The sequence below is a fragment of the Actinomycetes bacterium genome, assembly GCA_036510875.1.
In the GTDB taxonomy this organism is placed as follows: Bacteria; Actinomycetota; Actinomycetes; order Prado026; family Prado026; genus DATCDE01.
The window spans coordinates 1-4,667 of the sequence record DATCDE010000308.1 but is presented as its reverse complement, the minus strand read 5'-3'; the positions used below and the strand labels follow the sequence as shown (position 1 = coordinate 4,667).

General features: G+C 67.7%; 5 protein-coding genes and 1 pseudogene. 1 reads left to right on the top strand and 5 read right to left on the bottom strand.

Going from position 1 to position 4,667, the window contains the following annotated elements; translation table 11 throughout:
• From VIM19_17915 to VIM19_17895, 5 genes are all read right to left on the bottom strand, one after another.
• Nucleotides 1-766 (bottom strand): hypothetical protein (locus VIM19_17915; GenBank protein HEY5186729.1); only part of this gene is annotated, 766 nt, incomplete at its 3' end.
• A 117-nt stretch (nucleotides 767-883) separates the two neighbouring features.
• Complete coding sequence (locus tag VIM19_17910) at nucleotides 884-1,762, bottom strand: hypothetical protein (GenBank protein HEY5186728.1); 879 nt, start codon at nucleotides 1,760-1,762, stop codon at nucleotides 884-886.
• Nucleotides 1,763-2,476: 714 nt separating this feature from the next.
• Complete coding sequence (locus VIM19_17905) at nucleotides 2,477-2,608, bottom strand: hypothetical protein (protein HEY5186727.1); 132 nt, start codon at nucleotides 2,606-2,608, stop codon at nucleotides 2,477-2,479.
• A 95-nt stretch (nucleotides 2,609-2,703) separates the two neighbouring features.
• Complete coding sequence (locus VIM19_17900) at nucleotides 2,704-2,967, bottom strand: STAS domain-containing protein (protein HEY5186726.1); 264 nt, start codon at nucleotides 2,965-2,967, stop codon at nucleotides 2,704-2,706.
• A 562-nt stretch (nucleotides 2,968-3,529) separates the two neighbouring features.
• Nucleotides 3,530-3,898 carry a DUF4190 domain-containing protein gene (locus VIM19_17895; protein ID HEY5186725.1) on the bottom strand — a complete coding sequence of 123 codons (369 nt, stop codon included), beginning with the start codon at nucleotides 3,896-3,898 and terminating at the stop codon, nucleotides 3,530-3,532.
• Between the two features lie 19 nt (nucleotides 3,899-3,917).
• On the opposite strand from VIM19_17895, the pseudogene VIM19_17890 reads away from it, so the two are divergent.
• Nucleotides 3,918-4,667 (top strand): annotated as a pseudogene (locus tag VIM19_17890) (transposase).

Genomic DNA, 4,667 nt, shown 5'->3' with positions numbered 1-4,667 from the left:
AAGTCCGCGTGGTGGCGCTCAGCGGCTTCGACCACCGGGTCTTGGTAGCCGGCCGAATCCACCCGGATCCACAACCGGCGGTCCTGGCGGGCACCGGCTGGGATGGCGGCCACGCACTCGTCGATGAACGTGCCCATCGCCGGCCGTCGTTGGCGGCGCCACCATGGGCCCGCAGCGCGAGCACGTCCCCGGTCTCGCCGAGGACCCCGACCAGCGGGGACAGCGCGGTCTGTCCGGTCCGGGAGAACGCCGACCCTTGTTTGCCGGGTCCGTAGACCGCGACCCAGGTGGCGTCGGGGTCGATGGTCAACCAGTCCCCTGCCGGGGCCGCGCCGGCAGCCCAGGCCCGGCGCAGCATCACCCGGTTGACCGCGGCAGCCTTGGCCACCCGACCCAGATCCGCGGCCAGGAACCGCCACAGCGTCGGCACGCTGGGCAACCGGTTCGCCCCGCGCAGTGCCGTGGTGGCCGGATCGGCCAGCAGGGACCGGTCGCAGAGGAAGTCACCGCCAGCAAGGAGGATCTCGGTCAACGCCCGGTAGCACTCACCACCGGTGTCGCCACCCGGGCCGATCGGGCGCAGGCCCCGCCGGTCGGCCTCGGCGACCACGTTGAACCGGTCCAGCAGCGGCCCCCACAACGTGACCCCGGCCACCGGGGTCAGATCCGTCTCCGACGCCCCCGCCACCGGGGTCGGCACAATCCGTGCGGGACGCACCAGCAGTGCATCTTCGACATCGAACAACGGGCCGGTATCGTTCACCACGCGGGTGCCCTTCTGCTCGGTTGATCGCGACTTCGACAATCACGATCTTCCCTTGCAGCAAGGGCGCTTCCGCGTCAAGACACGGCTACCGCAAGTGACCCGACTGAAAGATCAGGGTCAGACTGGGCGGCCTTCGATCACGTTGATGTCGGGAGCCAACTCGGCGAAGTAGTCGCCCCCGGGCGGCGGCTGGTCGGCGACATCGAAGGTCAGTTGGACCATCCCCCGGGTCCTGCCCGGCTGCGGAACCCCGGCCCGGTGCAGGCACAGGTTCGGGTTCATAAGGATCGCAGACCTCGAGGCTCCGTCGAAGAACACTGTGCGGCTGGGGTCCTCGACGAGGCGTCGCGCCAGACCGACCTGCTTGTTCCGGGCGAGGTACCCACCGCGCATGGCCAACCGGGTGGTGGGGATGTCGAGCAATCGCAGCGCACCATTTTCAGCTGATACGCCGTCGCTGATCTGGACGAACAGTTTCATCACTGTGACTCGATGGCCGTCGGTGTGCCACAGGTTGCCGTAGTTGTACTCGAGCCGCTCGTCATCCGGGAGTGAGGCGATGCGCCACATCCGAACGTGCAACAACCGGAAGTGCGTGCCGTAGTAGCCGGTTAGCGCCTCGCGGACACGGTCGTCCAGCAGGAGCCGAAGTCCTGGGTTCCGGGCGACCGGATCGACCACGTATCGGACAGCCGATCGATCACGCGCCCCCATGTCCCGCGTCAGTGAGGGGTCGTCAATCACCCGTTGGTAGCCCGCGAGGATCGGGTCCATGATCTCCGGCTGGAAATCCGCCATGGGCAACCAGCCGCGCTCACGAAGAGTTCGCCCCGCCTGTGCACCCCAGGGGATCGCCGGTGCCACCGGCGAGACTTTCCGCAGCCGTCGAAGGTGCGCCCTAGCCTCGACGTTACTCGACCAGGTCCCGTCATTGCCGAAGACGAAACGCGGACCGGACTTCTTGGCGAGCCAGCCAATGGTCTGGACGTTGGCCATCAGAAAGACCCCCGAGCGCAACACGCTGACGCCGATGCGGAGTCGCAGACTAACTCAGGGTGATCCTGGAAGTGAGCCGAACAAGCAAATGAGACACGAATGGGCTATCGAACCCGCGTCCCTTCACAACGTTCTGGGGGGAGACCCCGAGTCGCGCACAGGTCAACCCCGCACCGTCGCCTGCGTCTCAGCCCGCTGCTGCCCTTGCGACCGTGCGCGACACACGCTTAGCGTCACCCGTGGTCGGTTTCGTCCCCCAGGTCACCACACATCAACCGCGCGTACGCATACTCGGCGCAGTCAATGCACGCATCGACTCGGTGGCCACCATAGGCATGGCCCGTGCCACGCCACCGACCGAAGACGCCACGCTCCCAGCCAGGCTTCCGCAAGAACACCGCACGACTCAGCGTTCGCATGACTGCCCCCCCAGGGCCAGGAACGTGACGAACAAAGTCTTCGCGCTCAAAGCCGCGAAGCACAAGCCTGCCCCTCAAGCCCTATCAGGAGTAATCTCAGCCAGTCCGCCCGGAGGATCTTCGTGGCAAACTCGCCACCCCCGCCCCCGCCCCGCCCCCGCGCACGGCACGGCACACGGTCTGCGCCGGTGTCCGGCGGCCGCCCGATTCACAGGAGACAGGCGGCGGATCAGTTCAACAGGCAGAGGCGTTGGAGGATCAGAGGTGTCCGGTAGACCGCTCAACGGCCTCCAAGTCACAACGCTCCCTCCAGCCGAAGCACCACCGCCACCGCAGCCGAACCATCAGCCGTCACGTCCCCGCGATCCACCGCGTCCAGGATCTTCCTCAGCAGGTCAGCCGCCTCCTGGCGATCGGCTCGGGTCATGGCCACATGATCTAGCCTGTGGTGTCGCGGCGGCCACGGGTAGGTCTGACACGTTACCTTCGGGGCGTCGTACGACAGGTTCTGCTGGTCCCCGGTCAGGTGGGAGGGATCTGAGCCACCTCGAAGTCACCCAGCATCCCCAGGCCCGACAACTTCCTTGTCACCGGCCCGTGCGCGTCCACGAGGCTCAATGGGCGGCCCAGGGCGGAGGCCCGATGGTTGACCCCGATCAGCAACGCGACCCCGGTCCGATCGATCCTGGTCACGGCGCGAACATCCAGGCTCACCCTTCCCTGGCCCGGAGCCTCCAACAGGTCGAACAGGGCCTCACGCAACCCAGCGGTCTCGCGCCAGGTCACCTCACCGGCCCACACGCACACGCTGCTCACTGGGACAGATCCTCGCGGTGCAGACATCTCAAACCCCCGGCTCAGGAGCCAGCCGCATCCGGCTCCTTGCAGATCCCCAACGCACTCCCAGGCCGAGTTCATCCCTGCACCGCCTGGTGCTGTTGGCCAGAGTTCAGACTGGAAGGAAACGGTCCGTTAACGGACCAAAGATGTCCGCTGGACTCCCGGCGAACACCATCTCGGACGCCCTCGCCCACCATGGCAGGCGCGGCTCCGCGAGGTTCGGCGGTTCGGACTCTCTCGTCCCGCTCGGGCTGCTAGGATCTTGCGTAGGTCGGACCTCGCGTCCCACTCGCGCTGCGAGGTTTCTTCGTAGGTAGGTCTCCTCGTCTCGATCACGGTGCGCGCTTTCCCGTAGGTCTCAGCATGTGACCGCGAGTCTCTGCCTCAGCAGCGAGGTTCGTCGGAGAGCAATCTCAACCGGCTATCACCTAATGGACGCAGTTCAGCCCGAGCATTTGGCGTTCCCGAGAATCGGACGACGTCGGACACCTGCCAGTACGACGAAGGACTACTGGACATAACCACCCCGACGATCATGAGCACCATCAGGGCCGCCCCGAGCCAGCCCAGCACGATCCCAGCGATGGCCGCCGACACCACCGTTATCACCCGTGTCTCGGATCTGTCGTCGGCCGATGTAGCCGAACACCAGTGCCAGGATCGAGCCGATACCGTAGATCAAGAGCAGTCCCAGTACGAACGAGGAGATCGCGAAGCCGTTGTACCTCCGCTGCTGCTGCGGCTGCGCGTACGGGTACTGAGGCGGTGCGGAGTAGCCGTACACCGGAAGGTACTGCTGTGTTGGGTACCCGTACTGCGGGCTCGGCGGGGGTGGCGGCGGGAAGATCGGCTCATCGACCGGCCCGGCGGCGGTCACGCCCCCGCTCGATGGTGCTGATCTGGACGCGATCCGTTGCGGCGGGATGCCGCGGGTGTTCGCCCCGGTGTACGCGCCGGCGACGGTGGGCCAGTTTCTGCGCGAGTTCACCCACGGCCAGGCCCTGCAGCTGGCCTCGGTGGCGCGGGCGCACCTGGTTGGCCTGGTGCGCCGGACCGGGCTGCTGCCCGGGGTCGAACAGCGGGCGTTCATCGACATCGATTCGCTATTGCGCCCGGTCTTCGGGCACGCCAAGCAGGGCGCCAGCTTCGGCCACACCAAGATCGCCGGCCGGCAGGTGCTGCGCCGAGGGCTGTCGCCGATGGCCACCACGATCAGCACCGCGCAGGGTGCGCCGGTGGTGGCCGGGATCCGGCTGCGCGCCGGGAAGGCGGGCTCCGGGAAGGGCGCGGCATCGATGGTCCGCGGGGCGATCGCCACCGCCCGCGCTGCCGGCGCGACCGGAGAGGTGTTGGTGCGTGGCGATTCGGCCGACGGCAACAGCGCGGTGGTCGGCGCGTGCGTGAAGGCCGGGGCGCGGTGCTCCGTGGTGCAGGCCAAGAACCCGGCGGTGAACGCCGCGATCGGAGCCATCCCCGACGACGCGTGGACCCCGATGCACTACCCCGGCGCCGTGGTCGACCCGGACACCGGGGAGCTGATCTCCGACACGCAGGCCGCCGAGGTGGCCTTCACCGCGTTCGGCTCCACCACCCGCCCGACTGACCGCGCGGCTGGTGGTGCGCCGGGTCCGGGACCGAGCCACGGC